This window comes from Pectobacterium sp. 1950-15, from assembly GCF_037136835.1.
In the GTDB taxonomy this organism is placed as follows: Bacteria; Pseudomonadota; Gammaproteobacteria; order Enterobacterales; family Enterobacteriaceae; genus Pectobacterium.
This window is the reverse complement of sequence record NZ_JBBBQR010000002.1, coordinates 225,826-244,899: the sequence shown is the minus strand read 5'-3', so window position 1 is coordinate 244,899 and position 19,074 is coordinate 225,826. Positions and strand designations below refer to the sequence as shown.

Sequence of the window (19,074 nt, the reverse complement as noted above, 5' to 3'; positions counted from 1 at the left end):
ATGCAACCTCATGATTTTTAATAAACGGAAGCAAGGAGGATCTAGTGGAATTAATCGTGACGCACGATATTACCGACAGCGATCGGGAAGAACTTTTTGCGGGCCTGAGAAGCTACAATCATCGGTTTATTAATCCTGCCTCTTTTGGGCAAATCGGTATTTTTCACCGCAATAGTGCCGGGACTATGCTTGGCGGGCTGATCGCAACCCGTAAAGGATTGTGGCTGTGTATTGATTATTTGTGGGTTGGTGAGGAATCCAGAGGTCTGAAGCTCGGTAGCGCGTTGGTGAAAGAAGCGGAACAGGAGGCGATGCGTCTTGGGTGCCGTCATGCGCTTGTGGATACCTTTAGTTTTCAGGCACTTCCTTTCTATGAAAAGCAAGGTTATCAACTGCAAATGTCTTTACCCGATTTCCCTGAGGAAGGCATGCTAAGGCACTATCTAATAAAGAAGAATATGCAGGCTGCATGATAGTTATCCGCCCATTGACCAATGACAAAGTAGATAAGGTGTGGCCTTCTTTATAATCAGGCCCGTTTCTCTTCTCATTGGTGTGGACGCATGGCTTACCAACTTAACCTTAACTGGCCAGAATTCTTAGAAAAATACTGGCAAAAACAACCTGTTGTATTGAAGAACGCTTTCCCGAATTTCGTTGACCCGATTACGCCGGACGAGCTGGCGGGTCTGGCGATGGAGGCGGAGGTCGATAGCCGTCTGGTCAGCCATAAAAATGGTCAGTGGCAGGCCAGCAATGGGCCGTTTGAGCATTTTGATAATCTGGGTGAAACCGGCTGGTCGCTGCTGGCTCAGGCGGTGAATCACTGGCATGCGCCGTCTGCTGAACTTGTGCGCCCGTTCCGCGTGTTGCCAGATTGGCGTTTGGACGATCTGATGATCTCCTTTTCCGTTCCGGGCGGCGGCGTCGGCCCGCATATCGATCAGTACGATGTCTTCATCATTCAGGGGATGGGTAGCCGCCGCTGGCGCGTGGGGGATAAGCTGCCGATGCGCCAGTTCTGCCCGCACCCTGCGTTGTTGCATGTCGATCCTTTCCCGCCGATCATTGATGAAGATCTTGAGCCGGGTGACATTCTCTATATTCCGCCAGGTTTCCCACACGATGGCTTTACTCACGAAACCGCGCTCAACTATTCCGTGGGGTTCCGTGGGCCAAACGGCAGAGACCTAATCAGCAGCTTTGCTGACTACGTGCTGGAGAACGATCTCGGCGGTGAGCACTATAGTGACCCGGATTTGACCTGTCGCGAGCACCCAGGGCGGGTTGAAGACTATGAGTTTGACCGCCTGCGCGAGATGATGATCGATGTGATTAATCAGCCGGAAGCGCTTAAACAGTGGTTCGGTCGCTTTGTGACGACGCCGCGCCACGAGCTGGATATCGCTCCGGCAGAACCGCCTTACGAGCAGGACGAGATTGTGGGGGCGCTGATGGACGGTGATGTGCTGACGCGTCTGAGCGGGCTGCGGGTGCTGGAAGTGGGTGGGAGCTATTTCATTAACAGCGAACGACTGGACACGGTCGATCCGAAAGCGGCTGATGCGCTATGTCGTTATACCATTCTCGGTAAAAAAGAGCTGGGCGAGGCGTTGGAGAATCCGGCATTCGTGGCTGAGTTAACTGGGCTGGTTAATCAGGGCTACTGGTTCTTCGACGAATAACAGGCTTCTCACCGGCGGCTTCTGAGAGCACACGGCAGGTGTGGCTCGGGGCCGCATCTTAGCCGACGAATGGTCTGCTATTGCTCGCAATTAGTTATTGATTGAATTAATTGGCAATGGGTAAGTGAGCTATCTTTTAGGGTAATGTGAAATCAACCCTTGGAGAGATGTCATGTTCCATTCACCTCAGATACAGCGAAGCGTATTGACGTTATTTTTTGTGATATCGGCCGGTATGTTGCCTCTGCGTTCTTCTGCAGAGGCGGACACCCCCGGTTCTTTGATAGAAAAAACGACGTTGGATGCGAAAAATGGCTTACAGGAAGCAGCAGAACAGTATCTGATTCGATATCGCTCGTTGAGCGGCGTGGATGGGAAAAGTCCACGGGAAGACACCGGTGCTGTGTTCATCCCGAAAGGCGAAACACCCAAGGGGGGTTGGCCAGTCGTGGTATGGGCACACGGGACGGTCGGCGTGCAGACAACCTGCGCGCCGTCTCTTAACCCGCGTTCAGCGCGTGATGCGCAGTATCTGAATACGTGGCTGTCGCTGGGGTTTGCCATCGTGGCTCCGGACTATGCGGGGCTCGGATCTTCCGGGTTGCATCACTATCTCAATGCACGAGGGGAAGCGTGGAGCGTGCTGGACGGTGTGAAAGCCGCGCTTGGCGCATTCCCGTTACGCAATCAATTGACCATTGTGGGGCAGTCGCAGGGGGCACATGCGGCTTTTGCAAGCGCGGGCTACCAGCCTGACTATGCGCCAGATCTGCATATTGTCTCAACCGTGTTGACCGGCGTCCCTTATTTTGATGATAAGACCTCTGCGGCGGCACTTTTCGCCGGGGGCGGTGGGGTGAAAGAGGGCGGCGATCCCAAAATTCCCTATGCGATGTACATCTATCTGTCAGCCGCTGATACAGAAAAAGGGCTGAATGTTGATGATTACTTCACGCCGAAAGCCGCTGCTGATGTGTCCGCCGCGCGTGAAATGTGTATCGATGCGTTAACGAAAAAAGTGATGGATGATGGCCTGAATGCGGGCAATAGCCTGAAGCCCGCAACACAGGGATTACTGGAAAGCCAAACGGCAACTCTGCGCTATAACACCCTGAAAATCGCCCATCCGGTATTTATTGGTACCGGGACGCAGGATATTGATGTACCGGCCATTATGCAGCGTGCATTCGCGCGTGATGTTGCTAAAGCCGGAACGTCAGTCGACGTGCATGAATATAAGGGGATGAACCACAGTGAAACCGTTAATGTTTCACTGCGTGACTCGGTTCCTTTTGTACTGAAAAATCTGCACGCTGACGCGAAAAAACACTAAGCGACACTTTTACATCAACGTCCCGGTGAGCCTGCCGGGACGTCATGCTTCCTGTTATCGGTTATTTTTTCTGTTTATCAATCATGTGCCAGCCATCGACGTGCGGCCTGATTCTCCCGGCGGTATTGCCGTTGTCGATACCCTAACATGCCCCACGCCAGCAGGCCGTACAGCGCGGCCAGCATCCAGAGATGCCACCAGAATGCGCCGATCTGAGAAAAATCGGCACCCATCTGGTTAAGGCGCACTATTCCCTGAATCGTAAAGACGGCAGGTACCCACTGCGCCAGCCAGTTCAGAGGCGCGGGGATCATTTCCACGGGCCAGATGAAGCCAGAAAGAAAGACAATCGGAATGGAAGAGAGCAGCACCGCCTGACTGGGGAGATCTTTGCGCGTAAAGGTTGCCCCCAGCACCACACCGAGCCATAGCGTTGAGAGCAGAAAGGGCAGCGCAAACAGCAGCAGTTGGCTCATGCTGGCTTCACGCGCGATGCCATAGGCGTCAAGACAAAAGCCGAGCATGTAGAGCAGCGAGAGCAAATAGGCACCGCCCACAACCAGTGTACGTGCCAGCAGCAAACGCCACGGTGTGGCATATTGCCAGTAGCGCACCTCGCCAGATCGTGTGCGCTGATTTTGTCCGGCACCGAGCAGGCCGCATCCCATCAGCAAAATCTGGTGCAGTATCAACATGAAAACGCCGGGAACCACGTAATTGACATAGCCCATGGTGGGGTTAAATACCGGCACGGCATTCAGCGAGGTTGCCTGCCACTGTGAGCTTGCTGCGGGTATGCCTTCCCCCTGAGCCAGCAGCCGGGCGATTTTAACCTGTGCGCCTACGGTGCTGCCGACCGTCGCCAGAGACTGTGCGATCGCGCCGTAGATCAGGAAGTAGCTGGCATCGGCTGAATAACTTACCGTGACGCTTTTTCCCTGCATGATATCGCGGTAGAAATGGCGCGGAATATAGAGAATCCCTTTTGCTTCGCCGTGCAGCAGCAGCGCTTTGGCTTCATCCAGCGTGTTGCGCTGCGCCACCAGCCGTACCTCCGGCGTGGAATCGGCCATAAATGCCAGGCGGCGTGAGAGTTGAGTACCATCTTCATCCACCAGCACCACCGGCAGTTCGCGCGGCGTCTGGGCGAGGTAAGGCTGCGGATAGAGAAAGGAATAGAGCAGGATCCCGCCGAACAGAGTGAGCAAGATTGTCGGATCGCGCAATAAGCTGCGTAGCTCAAACCGGATGAGGGTGGCGAGGCTCAGCATGTCACCTCCTTGCCACGGGGTCGGTAGCGCCAGAGCGTGAGCGGTAGCAGCAGCCAGAATAGGGAGAGCGCTGCCAATGCGGGTGCGATCTGAGTGAGTCCTGCACCGTAGCTGGTGATGGCAATCGCGATATCGCCATAGTGCGCGACGGGCAGCAACTGCCGCCAGAACGTCGCGAATGTTTCCATCGCTGCCGCCGGAAAGGTGATGCCCATAAATGCCAGTCCGGGGGCCATTAGCGCCCCGACAATGGAAACGGCACGTGCCGGGTCGCGAATCAGCGCATAGAAGGCCATACCCAGTGCCACGCAGGCACCAGCAGTCACGCCGATCGAGACAACGAGCAGCAGCGCTGAACCGTTAAGTGGGTAATCGAGCAGGCTATACAGTCCATAGCTCCAGACGCCACCCCACGCCCAGCCTATCAGCCAATGCGTCAGGAACTTAGCACCGATAGCGGCGCGGTTCTCCGGCATCCAGTGTGCTCCGTGCCGATCCTCCCGGGCCAGCGTATTCAGGCCGTATAGCGCGAGCAGAATCGACCAGATCGAGGGGATGATCGCGTTCAGCAAAAACTGGGCGTAGTTGGAGTTTTGGTTAAACAGCGCGGTAATCTGCCCGCCAATGGGTACTGCCAGTCCTTTGGCTTCAGGAACGGCGGCTCCTTGAGCCAGCGCCTGCACCACGGCGATCTGCCCGTTGAATGTTCCTGCGACCAGCGCCAGCGAGCTGTTGATGACTTTGGCAACCAAAACGAATTGCCCGTTATTCCAGGCGGTCACGGTGGGTAAGGTTCCCTGCCGAATATCGCGCTCAAAGTGGCGTGGGATGACCACCAGCGCATAGATCTCGCCGCCGCGTAATGAGGCTGAGCCTTCCGCTACTGCCGGGAACGGGTGGTTCAGGTTGAAAGAGGGGGAAGCATGCAGCGCTCTGGCAAACTGGCGCGACATCGTGCTGTTGTCCAGATCAACCAGGCCGATGGGGAGTTCGCGGACAATGGCACCGGATAGCGTCCACCAGGTCATTAGCATCGTGACAAGCGGTAGCCAGAGCGCTAAAGCCATCCCCCAGCGGTCGCGCCATAGTGCGCTCCATTCGCGCATTATCACATTTCTACCAGTGCGCTCATGCCGACGCGCAGCCCGTTAATCGGTTGAATTGGACGCGCCTCCACTTCGAACGTTCGCATGTCGAATCCTTGTCGGGTATCCGTTGCGCGCCACGTGGCGAAATCCCCCATGACGGAAACGTAAGATACCTTAAACCGGAATGTCTGGTTGTTCAGCGCCGGGATACGCGCTTCAAACTCGGTGCCCATCGCAAAGCGCTCAAGAAGGTCTTCGCGTACCGCCAGTTGGATCCAGATGTCGCTCATGTCCAGTAACGTGACCACAGGGAAGCCCTGTGGCGCAATTTCGCCGCTGCGCAGCAGCACATTGCTGACTTCGCCGGTGTGCGGGCTAACGATGCGCGCCTCTGCCAGATAGGCTTCTACCTCGGCGACGGAACCGGCGGCCATGCGGACTTTTTCCTCTGCCGCTGCCTGGGTTTCTTTTCGCGTGCCTTCCAGCGCCATTTGATATTCCTGCCACGCCATCCCTTCGGTATAGCGTGCGGCATCCCAGGAGGCTTTGGCTTCATCCCGCTTTTGCAGCGGCAACACGCCTTCCTGATAGAGATTCTGCACGCGCAGGTAGGTCTTATGGCTTAACTCGGAACCGGCTTTGGCCTTCTGCCATTGATCTTTGGCGGCGGCGATCTGCTGCTCACGCGCGCCTTTTTTGGTTTCCAGCGCCACCGCGTCTGCTGCGGCTTCACCGGCTTTTGCCTGCTCCAGCTTCGCGTCCAACTCCGGCGTCAGGAGCGTAAAGACGAGATCGCCCACATCAAGCTGCTGGCCTTTTTGCACCGGCACTTCTGCAATACGGCCAGCCACTTTTGATGACACCGAATACTGCTGTGCTTCGATTTGCCCCTGTAAGCGAATCGGTTCGGGCTGATAGGCGAGCCAGAAGCGATACGCTATCCAGACAACCACAATCAGCAGGACGGCCTGAAGAAGCCACTTGCGTGTTGAGCGTGAAGAGGGCTGGTGGGGCTGGGTCATGGCGTCACCTGTATGGCGTATTGGGTCTGGTAGTCAGAGAAACGGGTTATCTGGCCGGAAATGGCCATTAATCTGGCGATGGAAACCACGTAACGATAGGCGGCGGAGGCACGCTGTGTTTTGGCGCCGGCTAACTGGTTTAGCGCATCCACGACGTCTAGTGAGGTGGACATGCCCTGCGTAAACGCCTTGTTGCGTAACCGGACGTTCTCTTCGGCCAGTTTTTCTGTCGAAGACAGAGAGTTGAACTCTTCCAGCGCCTGTCGGGCTTCTCGCCACGTGCTTTCGACCACTATTTCAAGGTTTTGCCGCATATCGGCTTCCAGATAGTTAACCTGCATTTCTGCGCTTTTCGCGGCGGCGATATTGTCGGAACGGCCTTCGCGGCTGATGAGCGGGACGGAAACGCCGACGCCCACCATCCAGTCCGGTGTGGTTCTGGCGGCCAGCGTGTCCTGTTCATAGAGTTGATAGTTGCCGAACAGAAACACGCCGGGAGCGTATTTGGCACGTTCGATACGGATGAGATCCTTGGCCTGATCGCGCTTGGCGGAGAGTACCTTTAAGCCGGGATGGGTATTGAGCGTTTGTTTCACCAGCGCGGGCAGTTCGGGAAGCGCTTTGTTGACGAACAGCGGAGAGGAAGGCGATGCGCCTTCGGTTTTGATGAGCTTGGCGAAGACCATTTCGGTGGTCTCCATATTTCGCTGCGCCTTTTGTGTTTCTATACGCGCCATGTCATAAGCAGATTGGGCGGACAGCACCTCGACTCGGGCGATCTGCCCCTGCACTTCCAGCTTGCGGGCGTGGTCATAGTGTTGCGCCATGCCTTTCTCGATATCCTGACGCGTTTTCATCACCTGATGCGCCATTACCACGCCGTAGTAAGTCTGTGCCAGCGCTTCAAACTGCGCCAACGTGCGGACGATCAGCATCTGCTCTGCTTCATTGACCTGCGCGGCACGAATCGACTGAGCTGCATCAATCCGGCCTCCGGTGAATAACGGCCAGACGACCTGAACGGAGCTGGTAACCACATTTTGCTCTGTAAAACGGGTGACAAAAGGATTGCCGCTGGCATTAATCAGCTGATTGAGCGCGGCGAAGATGTCCCGGTGATTCGACAACGGGTTTAAGTCGCGCGCATCCAGCTCGACGGGTTTATCAAGGCGGGTATAGCTTGCGCCCACATTGACCTGCGGCCAATAGAGACTTTTAGCGGATTCTTTCAGGGACTGTGCGCGATCGACCCCGGCGTGTTCGGCGGCAATGCTGTCATCGCTTTGCAGCAGACGGGCCCAGGCCTGATTAAACGAAATGGTTTGCCCCCATGTCGTGGGTGACCAGCACTGCAATAGCAGCAGTGCGATGGGGAAATAAGTCAGAGGCCGGATTTTTTTGTGTGTTATTCGAGGCATGCCAGGTGAAATCATCCTTTTACCCAAATAGCGCCAAATTGATAAACATAAGCCTGCTGAAAAAGCACAAGGCTTGTCCGTGTGCAGATGGTGATAATGGCTGTAAAAACGCGTCTGGCGGCAGGTAAACAAACCGCGTATGGCGTCTGATATGTTCCGTATTATTTTTCGGGGATGATTTAGTGTTGGTCTAAATTCCCAATTATTCAAATATTAGAAGGGGTTAAATTGGAGAATTTATTGAAGTGGAAATAAAACCTGTGGAACCACGTATATTACGCAGATAACAATGATTATTTATTGGTAAATAATTAGCCAGAAAAGGCCCGGAGTGTTCTCCGGGCCCGCGTGACGGAAAACGAAAATTAAACGGCTTCGTTTTCGTCGGTGTAGCGTTTGGCTTTGTAGGCCGGGTGCATCAGGTTTTGGATGGAGAAAATGTCGTCCAGCTGTTCTTCGGTTAGCAGGCCGCGTTCCAGCACCACTTCACGCACGCTCTTACCGGTTTCGGCACAGATTTTCCCGACGATATCGCCGTTGTGGTGACCGATGAACGGGTTCAGGTAGGTCACGATACCGATAGAGTTGAAAACGTAGGCTTCACACACGTCTTTGTTCGCAGTGATGCCGTCGACACATTTTTCCAGCAGGTTGTAGCAGGCGCTGGACAGGATCTGGATGGATTCGAACATCGCTTGGCCGATAACCGGTTCCATCACGTTCAACTGCAACTGACCCGCTTCTGCCGCCATGGTGACGCAGGTATCGTTGCCGATGACTTTGAAGCAGACCTGATTGACCACTTCTGGTACCACTGGGTTAACTTTGGCTGGCATGATGGACGAGCCGGCCTGCAGTTCCGGCAGGTTGATTTCGTTCAGGCCAGTGCGCGGGCCGGAAGACAGCAGACGCAGGTCGTTACAGATCTTCGACAGTTTTACCGCCACACGTTTCAGGGCGCTGTGCATCATCACATAAGCGCCGCAGTCGGACGTTGCTTCGATCAGGTCTTCAGCGGGTACGCAGGGCAGGCCGCTGACTTTTGCCAGATGTTGAACGGCCAGCTTCTGGTACTCATCCGGCGTGTTCAGACGTGTACCGATGGCGGTAGCGCCCAGGTTCACTTCCAGCAGCAGCTCGGCGGTGCGCAGCAGGTTACGGTTTTCTTCTTTCAGCAGTACGTTGAACGCGTGGAATTCCTGACCGAGAGTCATTGGCACTGCATCCTGCAACTGGGTACGGCCCATTTTCAGGATGTTTTCGAACTCTTTTGCTTTGCGCTCAAAGCCATCGCTCAACTGGGTAATCGCTTCGACCAGTTTCAGAATAGAGGTGTACACCGCGATACGGAATCCGGTTGGGTAAGCATCGTTGGTGGACTGGCATTTGTTCAGGTGGTCGTTCGGGTTCAGGTATTGGTATTCGCCTTTCTGGTGACCCATCAGTTCCAGACCGATATTCGCCAGCACTTCGTTGGTGTTCATGTTGACTGACGTACCCGCGCCGCCCTGATAGACATCGACAGGGAACTGATCCAGACATTTACCGTTATTCAGCACTTCATCACAGGCTTGTAGAATAGTGTCGGCAATTTTACGTGGGATGGTCTGCAGTTCTTTATTCGCCAGCGCGGCGGCTTTTTTTACCATCACCATAGCGCGGACAAATTCTGGAATATCGCTGATGGTACTATTGCTGATATAAAAGTTCTCAATTGCACGCAGCGTATGGATACCATAATAGGCATCAGCAGGGACTTCACGGGTACCTAACAGGTCTTCTTCAATACGGATATTCGTTGACATGGATCTTCTTCCTTTTTCTTGTTCGATGTACATAGCATCGTTTTCAATATTAAGACTCTGATTTTTTAGGGTTTGTCTTTCCTGTTTTTTGGTTTTCAGGTAACACGAACCCATCACGATTTGTATAAAATCATGATTAAAAAGCGTTCTCGGGGAGACGAACATGGAATTAGCATCGTTAAATGGCTAGTGGTGGATATATTCCTCCATTTTCTGTCTCCCAATCATAAATAGGTTATTCGGTATTATCCGGGTTGATCTCAACCAGCTTTTCTATTCCGCGGTTCAGCGTTTTCAATTTCGGAATAAATACGGTTTTAATAATGTCATGTGTGACATCACATGCTTCTTCAAAGAACGCGCTGTATTCATCTCGGTGCCCGACAATATACAGTGAGCGTTTGATATTCAGCTGTTCCGGCATATGCGTCAGCACTTCTCTGGAGTGCGCGACGGATTGCAGGAAACTGAGCGGGGTCGTTACCGCCCAACCGATACCTGCCGCCACCATCGACGTTAAGGTATCCGCGTTATCAAATTCGAGCATGTTTGGTACGCGGACATCGATGCGGCGCAGATAACGCTCAATCTGCATCCCAATCTGCGAGTTCCGATTAAAGCGCACCAGCGGCAGTGCGGCGGAAAGCTCACGGATATCCTCAACCGTTTTGATGCGTTTGCGGTAATCCGGCGGCGTGATAATGAAATAGCCTTCGGAAAACAGCTGATGACGCACCACACTATCGCTGTCGATCAACGGGTCGCTGGTGACGATCAAATCCAGCTCGCGTCGCATTAACGCTTCACCCTGCTGCGGGCTGAGCCCGGTACGAATCAGCAACTGCGATGAACTCTTCATCAAACTCTTGGTAAACACCGAACCGCAGGTGATGGCAAACGAATCCACCAGGCCGATACGCAAGTCGGGTTTAATCCCTTTTCCTGCTTCCAGCACCTGCGCCTTCAGGTTCGCAATCTCCTCCGTCAGGATTTCTCCCCGGTTTTTCAACGCAATGCCGTAAGGCGTCAGGACAAAGGGGCGACGAGCCCGGTTTACCAATTTGACGCCGAAATCTTCTTCCAATAACCGGATCGTTTGCGAAATAGCAGAGGGCGTCAGGCCTAGCCGCGCGGCGGCGGCCGTCATGCTTCCTGCTTCCGCCATCGTCACAAAAACATAGACGGCGTACATATCGATCGATTTATTGGCGGACACTGTGCGTTTAACCATGTGAGTTTGCCTACGCTGCAAGGTGAATGTCGTCGAAATATGAAGCGTTAGTCTATCTCATCTCGCTGACTACGACCTCGCTAACTGTTGTCAGAATAGTCGGCTAACTTCAGAAAAAATACAGGTTGCATCACTGATTAATTTTTTCTTATTTCTAGCTTTAGCGGATCTGAAGATGAAGCATGAAGAGGCCTGGAGGCTGCCGATATCGATGGTATTCACGTTGCGGATTCGTGGCTCTCACATTGTCTGTCGGCTTCTTAGTTATATTTTTATGCAGTCTGAGAGACGGTTTCGTGCGCTATAACATCGATATTTTTATGCTATCACGTAGCACGCGCCCGACTCGGGACGGCTCAAACGCCGCTCGCCCCGAGACCCCAGGCTTTTGGCGGAAATTATGCCGCTGGCGCGGTGCCTTCGTCGATATCAGGCTTAACGGACCGCTTGCGACACGCTCCCTGCGTGGCGCAAGCTTTCGCCGCGTCCTTGCGGCTCATCCTAAGTCTGCTATCTCCTCAGCATAATTTTTTACGCCGGATAACGGCAAAAATTAGCGACGAATCCCTTTACTGGTGTACAAGAAACAGTGTGTAGGGGAGGGATAGAATTGGGTAAAAATCATCCCCCTATTTTTTCGTAACATATTGTTTTTACTGTGTAGTAAGAGGTGCGCTACTCACTGTCGTTACTGTTCGTACATGACGTTCCGCCTGTTCACACATTTCCAGCAGTGCTGGAATCAGGTGTGCGGTGGCGTTGAGGCACGCGCCGAGCTGGCTGAGGCTTTCCTGTGGCAGTTCCACGTCGTTTTGTAGCGTGTCGCCGAGGTAATGCAGGCCGTGGCATAAGCCTTCGACCGATTCGGCGGCAATTGCGCCGAGGTCGCAGAGCTGAACGTCATCTAACTGCGCGAAAGGCAGGCTGGCGATCAGGTCGCGGAAAATAGTAATGGTGCTGTCAGCGGGTGTGGCGTGAGTGTCCGTCATGGTCATTTTTTCCTTGAGATAATTAAGTCCGCCACCACACAAGGTTCCAAACTTGGGGGGTGACACAGACAGGATTGGAACCCCGGCTCTCAAGAAGACCGGTCAACCTTGCGGTTGCCCTGCCTGCGTCACCATAAAGAGTGTGCACGCAGCCCCTGAAAAAACAAAGCGTTTTTCAGTCTTGAGAGTTCGGGGTTCCAAGCCCGGTTGCGGATGTTGCCGCAGCACAGAGACTGTATTCCAACGGCGGAAAACGTGGAATAGGGTGGATGGATTTACAGTGGAATTACAGCGGGTTTTGGAATGGTGCTCGCAGAAATAGCTTTGGCTTTGGAAATGAGCAGGATTGTTCTTTTATTTTAATTGGCTGTAGTAAAGGATATTTCGGTGTTTGCGGGAAATAGTGACAGGGGATTGTCTTGAAAAAGTTCGCATTTGTTAACGATGCTGCTGAAAGGGAATATCGAGCGCTTCCTGCTGATATACAGGATGAATTTGGAAAAGACTTGCGCCTCATTCAGTATGGGCAAGAGCCTAAATTGCCAATTGATTTCCTCGATGGGGTTGGTATCGGCGTTATCGAACTAAAAATAAACGGTAGTCCTGCATATCGATGTGTCTATGTTGCCAAATATCTTGATACCGTAGTGGTTTTGCATTCCTTTAAGAAAACGACCAACGGCGTTGATCGTAAAGCTAAGGAGGTGGCCGAACAACGGCTAAAAGCACTTATGGCTGATGTCAGGGAGGCTGAACGCTGTAAAAAACGTTAGCTTGCTGATTCGATTTCAGCTATAGCGATGGATGCCTGATGCAGGCTTGGCATCGACATCTTCGCGCGGAAACCGAGTGCATCCAGCATGTCGAACATGGCGTCAATAGTGAAAAGCTCGATCTTGGCATTTTTCAGTTCTGAAACGCGCGACTGGCTGATACCCAGTTTTTCCGCTGCCTCTTTTTGTGTCCAGCCTTTCTCTTTGATTAAATTAGTGATCATGATCGATAAATCCATTTTCATTGCCATCTTGCTGGCAATCTCAGCGCCATGCGTTACATGAAACGGACTTTCGTAGAATTTTAGCGCCATAATGCTTACCTCCTTATCTCAGTAAATAAAATATCTAATATTTTAGATATTTCGTCAAGTTTACTGGATAGAAAGTGTTCTGTTTACTGATTCGGAATTAGTCAGCTCAACACATGATAGCGATAAAGCATTTTTTCAAGGTCCTGTTTCATGCTGACAAAAAGCAGGATCTCTATGACGCCATGCTCTTCATCAACATCATATAAACAGCGAAAGTCATCTTCTACTGAGAGACGCTCGCGGAGCGCGATTCCCTTATCGGATAATATTGCATTATGCCTGTAGCGGGCAGGATCTTGAGAAATGGCCTGTATGGATGATAAGAATAGGGATTCAGACCATGTAGCGGCTGGTTTAATACCAATATAGTGAGATTTATAAGACTCAGCATCCTGCAAAGACCAGACAGCCGCAGGGGCGACTTTAATGGTGTACGAACTGGCCAAATTGGCTCCTTATTTACGTTCGCGCTTCACGTAATTTTTGTAGGGCTTCCTCGGCGGACATTCCCTGACCGTTTTTAATTTCTTTTTTGGCAGTCATCACCAGTTTCAAGAGTGCGTTAGATTGCCTTTCTCTTTCTCTCTCAAGCAGTTCTGCTTCCCGTTCTGCTGCCGTTTGCACGAAGAGCTCTGCGGAGCCGTTCTTCGTTATATAAACACCTCCCTGAAACAGTTCAGGGTTGCCAAGGCCTTCACGGGCCGACTTCTGAGACATTGTGGTTTTCATATCATCTGCCTTAATTAAAACAATCGCTTATAGAAAATATGGCTATAAGCGGTAGGCTCTTGCCATGTGGTGATAACAAAGACTTTCATCTTGCTGTTGCCTGAGGGAAACAGAATAATTATATCGTAGCCTACACGTAAGGTATAAATTTATGATGAATTTATACCCGCTTCAACCCCTCCCAGCTCAGCCCAAAACGTGCCAGATATTTACGCAGTCGGTCAGCGTCGTTGGGCTTCTGTTTTTGCTGGCGTGAGACGGCGAACAGCTGGCGGCCGGCTTCGGAGAGCGAATTGGCGGTACGACAGACGTCGAGCACGGTTTCAAGCTGGCGCTGTTCAAACAGATCGATGTTGGCGAGTTCTGGCGGTAGTTTGGGTGAAAGTGCGGTTGCTGGCGCATCACTTCGCCAGCTTGCTTGCAGGCGAGCAATTTCCTCCTCTACCAGTGCAACCGTGATACGTCCTTGTTCTGCCAGCGTCGCCATGCGGGCGATGGAGGAGCCGAGTTCGCGGAAGTTACCACGCCATGCGGCCTGCGATGAGCAGGCAAAGGCGAGGTAACGTTGCCGTGCGTCTTTATCGAAGCGAATCTGCGTTTGGTGATCGCGTGTGAAGCGCTGGAGTTCGTAGTCAATATTCGGTTCGATGTCTTCCCGCCGTTCCGCCAAGCCCGGCAGGGGAAAGGTCCACATATTGATACGGGCGTAGAGATCTTCACGAAATTTACCCTGTGCAATCCACTCGTGCAGGTTGCGGTGCGTGCCGGCAATCAACTGAAAATCGCTGCTGACTTCTTTATCCGAACCAAACGGTAAAAAGCGTTTTTCTTCAATGGCTTTGAGTAGCATCGCCTGCTCATCCAGCCCGAGTTCGGCGATTTCATCCAAAAACAGCATCCCGCCGTCCGCTTCACGTAAGAGTCCCATTCTTGCTTGTAATGCGCCGGTAAATGCGCCTTTCACATGACCAAATAATGTCGACATCGCATTGTCGCCGCGCAGCGTGGCACAGTTAACCGCAACAAACCGACCACTGACCAGATGGCGAGATTGGCGCAACTGATAGATGCGTTGGGCCAGAAAGGATTTTCCCGCCCCCGTTGGACCGGTCAGGAGCATCGGCGCGGTAGAGCGCAGCGCGACACGTTCAATCTGGTCGATCAGCGCGTTGAACGTGCTGTTGCGCGTTTCTATACCCGATTTTAGGAACGAGACAGAGCGCTCTTGCTCATGCTGGAAGCGGCTGGTGAGGGTTGAGTAGCGGCTAAGATCCAGATCGATAACGGCATAGATGCCCTGCGGTGCGGGACGATCCGCTTTCTCCCCTGGTGCGGTTTGCAGCAGCTTGGCGGGCAGGTAGCGGGCTTCGGTCAGCAGGAACCAGCAAATCTGCACGACGTGAGTACCCGTGGTGATATGAACGAAATACTCTTCGTTCTCAGTATCGAACGGGTAGCGGCTCGCAAAGTCCAGAAAAGCGCTGTAGACCTCTTCCAGATTCCACGGATCGCGTAACTCAACGGTCTGAAGCGTGACCTGCGTAGCGGGTGACACCACGGCGATATCCTCTGCCACCTGCTGTGCCATCCCCTCGTTGCGTGACTGATGCAGCAGCTCCAGTCGATCGACCGGAAAATCCGGCTGCTGGCATAGGCCGACGGTAGGCCGCCATTTTGTCCAGCGATTCTCCCGTTTACCTCGTTTGTCCAACGTGGTGCCCAGCACACCAATGACGACGCGACGCTTCATGCTATACCTTGTTATAAATTATTATCCTATGAGATAAATTTACCTGTTCTTTTGTTTCGTTGCCAGTTTGCGTGTTTTGTTTTTTACCTATTAATTATCAATTGGTTATGTTTTTATTTTGTATTTTTCAGAAAACTGGCACGCCTTTGGCAGTATCTATAGCGAATAATGACAAACAAAGAGAATGAAAAATGGAAGAAATGAAAACGCAGGATTACGACATGATGTCGCCCGTGAATAGCGCACCAGTAAAAATGTGGACGCAGGGCGTGCCTGTGGAGCCAGAAGCCCGCGATCAACTGCTGAACACAGCCAAAATGCCGTTCATTTTTAAACATCTGGCGGTGATGCCGGATGTGCATCTGGGAAAAGGATCGACGATTGGTAGCGTAATCCCCACGCGTGGCGCGATTATCCCGGCGGCGGTCGGTGTGGATATCGGTTGCGGGATGATTGCGGTGCGTACGTCACTGGTTGCCAGCGACCTGCCGGATAACCTGATGGGGCTGCGTAGCGCGATTGAACAGGCGGTGCCGCACGGACGTAGCGTAACGCGTTCCAAACGCGATGTCGGTTCCTGGCAGAACCCGCCGCAGACGGTGGATGCGCACTGGTCACTGCTGGAACCGCGTTTTAAACGTTTAACGGATAAATACCCACAGTTGCTGAAAACCAACAACTATCAGCATCTGGGAACGTTAGGGACGGGTAACCACTTTATCGAAATCTGTCTGGATGAAGTGGATCGCGTGTGGGTGATGTTGCATAGCGGGTCACGTGGTGTGGGGAACGCGATTGGGTCGTTGTTCATCAAGCTGGCACAGGAAGATATGCAGCAGCACATTGCGAATCTGCCGGACCGTAATCTGGCATATTTCGAGGAAGGAAGCCTGCACTTTGACGATTACATCGAAGCGGTTGAATGGGCGCAGGATTTTGCTCGTCATAACCGTGAAGTGATGATGTCGCATACGCTGGCGGCGCTGTCCCGTATTGTGACGAAGCCGTTTACCACTCAGCAGGAAGGCGTGAACTGCCACCATAACTACGTGCAGCGCGAAACGCACTTTGGTGAATCGGTGCTGATCACCCGTAAAGGAGCGGTGTCGGCGCAGAAAGGTCAGATGGGGATCATTCCGGGGTCGATGGGGGCGAAGAGCTTTATTGTACGTGGGTTGGGGAACGAAGAGAGCTTCTGTTCCTGTAGCCACGGCGCGGGGAGAACTATGAGCCGTACTGCCGCGAAAAAACGTTTCACCGTGGAAGACCAGATTCGTGCGACCGCACACGTCGAGTGCAGAAAAGACAGCGACGTTATCGATGAAATCCCGATGGCGTACAAAGATATCGATAAGGTGATGGCGGCACAGTCATCGCTGGTGGAAATTGTGCACACGCTGCGTCAGGTGGTGTGTGTGAAAGGATAAAATCATGATGGAAAAGGATTATCGCGTCGATGCTGCCATGCGGACGCGGATAAAATTAGTCTTACAGGATGTGGAAGAACGTTATCAGGTGAAGGTGCTGTATGCCTGTGAATCGGGGAGCCGTGGCTGGGGATTTGCCTCCCCAGATAGCGACTACGACGTGCGCTTTCTCTACGTGCATCGGCCGGAGTGGTATCTACGTGTCGAAGCACAACGTGACGTAATAGAGCTGCCTATCGACGATGAGCTGGACGTCTGTGGTTGGGAGTGGCGCAAAGCACTCGGCCTGCTTAAGCGGGCCAACCCGACGCTGATCGAATGGCTGGATTCACCCGTTGTCTATCAAGAAGATCGGGATGCTACATCCGCACTGCGGGCGACGGTGCCGACGTGGTTCTCGCCATCCAAGGCTCGCTGGCACTATCTGTCGATGGCGCGTAAAAATTTTCGTGGTTATCTACAAGACGAGACGGTACGCCTTAAAAAATATTTCTATGTGCTACGCCCGCTGCTGGCTGTGCGTTGGATAGAAGCAGGTAAAGGCATGCCGCCGATGCGCTTTTCGCAGTTGCTTGCAGGGACGGTAGACGATCCGCGCCTATTGGCTGAAATCCATCAATTGCTGGAAATAAAGCAACGGTCGGGTGAGGCGGAATACGGCCCACGTCGCGAGGTTATCCACGCGTTCATCACGCAGATGCTGAGTGATGCCGATAGCCTCGCGGAATTACCAGACAGTAAGTCCGATGACGACACGATGCTGGATGCGCTGTTGTACCGGACGGTGATGGCGTAAGGCGTCCGTGGATAAACGGAAAGAGAAGAGGACAGGGAATATGGCATCGTACGATTTACTACTGCAACAGCTGGAAAAGTTAGTGGCCTTACCAGATAACTATTATCGGCCCGCGCAGGCCGAGCCACTGGGGTCTGCGTCACACCTGATAGCACTTACGCGCCACTATAATGGCCATATTCGGCAGCGTGCGGTGCTGTGTCTGGGCTTCATGGACGAGGTCTCGGCATTGCCAGCGCTGATTGAACGAGTAAATGATTGGGCTGAACCGGTGCGCCGCGCGGCTAAGCAGAGCGTGCGGCTACTGTTAACGCCGGATAACACCGCGCATTTCGTCGCCAATTTTCCTGCCATTTTCTGGCTGTTGCAGTGCCAGCGAGAAGATCATCAGCCGCTGGTAGATGAAATCGTGAGCTTTCTGGCCGAGGAGGCGCACGTGCCGTCGCTACTGGCGGGGCTGTCTTCGGAAGACAAAACCGTTGCCAGACTGTCGCTGGATATTGTGGTTGAGCGTGGGCTGTTTCCGTTGAAGCAGATCTTTGGGCAGGTGATGTGGCATCGCGACCCGTTAGTGAGAGCGAACGCGGCGCGGTATTTTCTGGGCGCGGACAAGGACGTCGATCACGACGTGTTGACCATTCTGTTGAAAGACTCGTTCGCTCCCATCAAGCAGGTAGCGTTGCAGTATGTGATAGACAATGCGTTCCCCGTGTCGGCGCCTCTGCTGATTGCCTTACTGTTTGATAAGAATGCATTGGTGCGTCAGCGAGCCTCAGTGCTACTGCGCGAACGAAACGACGATCCGGTTGCGCACTATCTTGCGGCACTGGACCGGGCGAGTACCGTTACCGTGCGAAAAATCACGCTCTGGGGGCTGGATGAGCATCGCTATGACGGTATTGTGGCGCTGGCGGAGCGCAACCTGGATGAGCGCTATCCCAGCCTTTATCACAGCGCTTTGCGTATTCTTATTCTGCGTACGGGTGACGATGCGCGTGAGCAGCTTTTGGCTGCTTTGCGTCACCCCTCGCTGGCTATTGCGAAGGTTGCGCGGAAGCTGTTTTACCAGCAGAAAATTTATCTGTCGCTGTCTGAGCTTCAATGTTGTCTGGACAGCGCGTCTTCCAGAGAACACGTCGAGGTGTACTACTTTCTAGCGCACAAGCTGAATAAATGGGATTGGCTGGTGTTCCTGCTGGATAATGCTAAGTCAGAGAATATTGCACTAACGCAGGCTGGCGTGGCGTACTGGGTACAGCGGTTCAACCGTTCGGGTATGTTACCAAATACACAACAGCAGGCACGTTTACGGACGCTGCTTGATGAAAATCCGCACGTCATTTCGCGTGAAAGCCCCTATATTGCCTTGTTTTTGTACGGCTGATTTTCGTATGAAAAAAGTACAGGAAAAAGTGGAGAGGATCGCGTAAATTGACAACACAA

The 19,074-nt window shown here is 52.9% G+C and carries 18 protein-coding genes; 7 read left to right on the top strand and 11 right to left on the bottom strand.

Annotated elements, in window-relative coordinates:
* Positions 1–44: 44 nt before the first annotated feature.
* The 3 genes from WCT94_RS03160 to WCT94_RS03150 all read left to right on the top strand — a co-directional run bounded on the left by WCT94_RS03160 (position 45) and on the right by WCT94_RS03150 (position 3,018).
* Positions 45–473 carry a GNAT family N-acetyltransferase gene (locus WCT94_RS03160; protein WP_336867907.1) on the top strand — a complete coding sequence of 143 codons (429 nt, stop codon included), beginning with the start codon at positions 45–47 and terminating at the stop codon, positions 471–473.
* 90 nt (positions 474–563) lie between these two features.
* Positions 564–1,685 (top strand): ribosomal protein uL16 3-hydroxylase, encoded by a 1,122-nt coding sequence (locus tag WCT94_RS03155; RefSeq protein ID WP_336867906.1) that lies wholly within the window; start codon positions 564–566, stop codon positions 1,683–1,685.
* A 172-nt stretch (positions 1,686–1,857) separates the two neighbouring features.
* On the top strand, positions 1,858–3,018 hold the full coding sequence (locus tag WCT94_RS03150; RefSeq protein WP_336867904.1) for a lipase family protein: 1,161 nt from the start codon (positions 1,858–1,860) through the stop codon (positions 3,016–3,018).
* Positions 3,019–3,095: 77 nt separating this feature from the next.
* Here the strand turns inward: WCT94_RS03150 and WCT94_RS03145 are convergent, their stop codons facing one another.
* From WCT94_RS03145 to WCT94_RS03115, 7 genes are all read right to left on the bottom strand, one after another.
* The gene (locus WCT94_RS03145) at positions 3,096–4,289 is read right to left on the bottom strand and encodes an ABC transporter permease (protein ID WP_336867902.1); all 1,194 of its coding nucleotides are present in this window, start codon (positions 4,287–4,289) and stop codon (positions 3,096–3,098) included.
* On the bottom strand, positions 4,283–5,398 hold the full coding sequence (locus WCT94_RS03140; protein ID WP_336868081.1) for an ABC transporter permease: 1,116 nt from the start codon (positions 5,396–5,398) through the stop codon (positions 4,283–4,285). Before WCT94_RS03140 ends, WCT94_RS03145 begins: the two co-directional genes overlap by 7 nt.
* Entirely contained in the window at positions 5,398–6,399 is a 1,002-nt protein-coding gene (locus WCT94_RS03135) for an HlyD family secretion protein (protein ID WP_336867900.1), read from the bottom strand. Before WCT94_RS03135 ends, WCT94_RS03140 begins: the two co-directional genes overlap by 1 nt.
* Positions 6,396–7,817 carry a TolC family protein gene (locus tag WCT94_RS03130; protein WP_336867899.1) on the bottom strand — a complete coding sequence of 474 codons (1,422 nt, stop codon included), beginning with the start codon at positions 7,815–7,817 and terminating at the stop codon, positions 6,396–6,398. The genes WCT94_RS03135 and WCT94_RS03130 overlap by 4 nt, the downstream gene beginning before the upstream one ends.
* A gap of 365 nt (positions 7,818–8,182) precedes the next feature.
* Positions 8,183–9,622: an aspartate ammonia-lyase gene (gene aspA, locus WCT94_RS03125; RefSeq protein WP_012773111.1), complete on the bottom strand. Its 1,440-nt coding sequence runs from the start codon at positions 9,620–9,622 to the stop codon at positions 8,183–8,185.
* Positions 9,623–9,857: 235 nt separating this feature from the next.
* Positions 9,858–10,853, bottom strand: a complete 996-nt coding sequence (locus tag WCT94_RS03120) for a LysR family transcriptional regulator (RefSeq protein ID WP_012773112.1) — start codon at positions 10,851–10,853, stop codon at positions 9,858–9,860.
* 653 nt (positions 10,854–11,506) lie between these two features.
* Positions 11,507–11,842 carry a hypothetical protein gene (locus tag WCT94_RS03115; protein ID WP_039524381.1) on the bottom strand — a complete coding sequence of 112 codons (336 nt, stop codon included), beginning with the start codon at positions 11,840–11,842 and terminating at the stop codon, positions 11,507–11,509.
* A gap of 419 nt (positions 11,843–12,261) precedes the next feature.
* On the opposite strand from WCT94_RS03115, the gene WCT94_RS03110 reads away from it, so the two are divergent.
* Positions 12,262–12,615 (top strand): type II toxin-antitoxin system RelE/ParE family toxin, encoded by a 354-nt coding sequence (locus tag WCT94_RS03110; RefSeq protein WP_336867898.1) that lies wholly within the window; start codon positions 12,262–12,264, stop codon positions 12,613–12,615.
* Here the strand turns inward: WCT94_RS03110 and WCT94_RS03105 are convergent.
* The 4 genes from WCT94_RS03105 to rtcR all read right to left on the bottom strand — a co-directional run bounded on the left by WCT94_RS03105 (position 12,612) and on the right by rtcR (position 15,408).
* The gene (locus WCT94_RS03105; RefSeq protein WP_336867897.1) at positions 12,612–12,929 is read right to left on the bottom strand and encodes a helix-turn-helix domain-containing protein; all 318 of its coding nucleotides are present in this window, start codon (positions 12,927–12,929) and stop codon (positions 12,612–12,614) included. The two genes, WCT94_RS03110 and WCT94_RS03105, sit on opposite strands and share 4 nt — an antisense overlap.
* 101 nt (positions 12,930–13,030) lie before the next feature.
* On the bottom strand, positions 13,031–13,375 hold the full coding sequence (locus WCT94_RS03100) for a type II toxin-antitoxin system RelE/ParE family toxin (RefSeq protein ID WP_336867896.1): 345 nt from the start codon (positions 13,373–13,375) through the stop codon (positions 13,031–13,033).
* Positions 13,376–13,388: 13 nt separating this feature from the next.
* Positions 13,389–13,658 carry a hypothetical protein gene (locus WCT94_RS03095; RefSeq protein ID WP_181829915.1) on the bottom strand — a complete coding sequence of 90 codons (270 nt, stop codon included), beginning with the start codon at positions 13,656–13,658 and terminating at the stop codon, positions 13,389–13,391.
* 160 nt (positions 13,659–13,818) lie between these two features.
* A complete protein-coding gene (gene rtcR / locus WCT94_RS03090; protein ID WP_336867894.1) occupies positions 13,819–15,408 on the bottom strand; it encodes an RNA repair transcriptional activator RtcR in 1,590 nt (529 codons plus the stop codon).
* A gap of 191 nt (positions 15,409–15,599) precedes the next feature.
* Here rtcR and WCT94_RS03085 point away from each other — a divergent pair, with 191 nt between their 5' ends.
* The 3 genes from WCT94_RS03085 to WCT94_RS03075 are packed head-to-tail and all read left to right on the top strand — an operon-like array spanning position 15,600 to position 19,015.
* A complete protein-coding gene (locus WCT94_RS03085) occupies positions 15,600–16,835 on the top strand; it encodes an RtcB family protein (protein ID WP_161502920.1) in 1,236 nt (411 codons plus the stop codon).
* Positions 16,836–16,839: 4 nt separating this feature from the next.
* Positions 16,840–17,631, top strand: coding sequence for a nucleotidyltransferase domain-containing protein (locus WCT94_RS03080; RefSeq protein ID WP_012773117.1), 792 nt, complete (start codon positions 16,840–16,842; stop codon positions 17,629–17,631).
* Between the two features lie 40 nt (positions 17,632–17,671).
* Entirely contained in the window at positions 17,672–19,015 is a 1,344-nt protein-coding gene (locus WCT94_RS03075) for a HEAT repeat domain-containing protein (RefSeq protein ID WP_336867892.1), read from the top strand.
* Positions 19,016–19,074 lie beyond the last annotated feature (59 nt).

Excerpts from the sequence above, each read along its gene's own strand:
- WCT94_RS03155 (WP_336867906.1), top strand. The coding sequence starts at position 564 with ATGGCTTACCAACTTAACCTTAACTGGCCAGAATTCTTAGAAAAATAC.
- WCT94_RS03150 (WP_336867904.1), top strand. The coding sequence starts at position 1,858 with ATGTTCCATTCACCTCAGATACAGCGAAGCGTATTGACGTTATTTTTT.
- WCT94_RS03145 (WP_336867902.1), bottom strand. The coding sequence starts at position 4,289 with ATGCTGAGCCTCGCCACCCTCATCCGGTTTGAGCTACGCAGCTTATTG.
- WCT94_RS03135 (WP_336867900.1), bottom strand. The coding sequence starts at position 6,399 with ATGACCCAGCCCCACCAGCCCTCTTCACGCTCAACACGCAAGTGGCTT.
- WCT94_RS03130 (WP_336867899.1), bottom strand. The coding sequence starts at position 7,817 with ATGCCTCGAATAACACACAAAAAAATCCGGCCTCTGACTTATTTCCCC.
- aspA (WP_012773111.1), bottom strand. The coding sequence starts at position 9,622 with ATGTCAACGAATATCCGTATTGAAGAAGACCTGTTAGGTACCCGTGAA.
- WCT94_RS03120 (WP_012773112.1), bottom strand. The coding sequence starts at position 10,853 with ATGGTTAAACGCACAGTGTCCGCCAATAAATCGATCGATATGTACGCC.
- WCT94_RS03115 (WP_039524381.1), bottom strand. The coding sequence starts at position 11,842 with ATGACGGACACTCACGCCACACCCGCTGACAGCACCATTACTATTTTC.
- WCT94_RS03105 (WP_336867897.1), bottom strand. The coding sequence starts at position 12,929 with ATGGCGCTAAAATTCTACGAAAGTCCGTTTCATGTAACGCATGGCGCT.
- WCT94_RS03095 (WP_181829915.1), bottom strand. The coding sequence starts at position 13,658 with ATGAAAACCACAATGTCTCAGAAGTCGGCCCGTGAAGGCCTTGGCAAC.
- rtcR (WP_336867894.1), bottom strand. The coding sequence starts at position 15,408 with ATGAAGCGTCGCGTCGTCATTGGTGTGCTGGGCACCACGTTGGACAAA.
- WCT94_RS03085 (WP_161502920.1), top strand. The coding sequence starts at position 15,600 with ATGGAAGAAATGAAAACGCAGGATTACGACATGATGTCGCCCGTGAAT.
- WCT94_RS03080 (WP_012773117.1), top strand. The coding sequence starts at position 16,840 with ATGATGGAAAAGGATTATCGCGTCGATGCTGCCATGCGGACGCGGATA.
- WCT94_RS03075 (WP_336867892.1), top strand. The coding sequence starts at position 17,672 with ATGGCATCGTACGATTTACTACTGCAACAGCTGGAAAAGTTAGTGGCC.